This is a genomic window from Streptomyces sp. APSN-46.1 (assembly GCF_022815725.1).
In the GTDB taxonomy this organism is placed as follows: Bacteria; Actinomycetota; Actinomycetes; order Streptomycetales; family Streptomycetaceae; genus Streptomyces.
Genome location: NZ_JALGRF010000029.1, coordinates 1 through 502, shown reverse-complemented (window position 1 = coordinate 502; position 502 = coordinate 1). Strand labels below are relative to the sequence as shown.

The window sequence follows — 502 nt, the reverse complement described above, 5'->3', positions numbered from 1 at the left end:
TCCTCGACCCCGGCCGAAGGGACACCGAGCACCTCGGCGAACAGCTCGCAGAGGATCTCCTCACGAGGGCTCCGGGCAGGACGCTGTTCGCCGACAACCGACTCGGGCGCCGGCAGTGCGCGTCGGTCGATCTTGTTGTTGGTGGTCAGCGGCAGCGCGTCCAGAGGCACGATCACCGCGGGAACCATGTAGTCGGCCAGGCGTACGCGCAGCCACTCCCGTACGGCCGGCTCGTCAACGGTGGCGTTCCACCCCGACGAGACGATGTAGGCGACGAGTCGTGCCGGGCCGTTGTTCTCGTCGACCACGACCACCGACTGGTCCACGCCCGGGCAGCCGGTCAGGACCGCTTCGATCTCGCCCAGCTCGATGCGGAAGCCGCGGATCTTGACCTGGTGGTCCATGCGGCCGAGGTAGTCCAGCTCGCCGTCCGCGCGCCAGCGGACCAGGTCACCGGTCCGGTACATCCGCGCACCGGCCGGACCGTAGGGGTCCGCCACGA

1 protein-coding gene is annotated in these 502 nt (G+C 69.5%); it reads right to left on the bottom strand.

Annotation, left to right across the window (positions count from 1 at the left end):
- On the bottom strand, positions 1 to 502 hold a 502-nt coding region (locus tag MTF65_RS30090), incomplete at both ends, for an AMP-binding enzyme (RefSeq protein ID WP_243632166.1).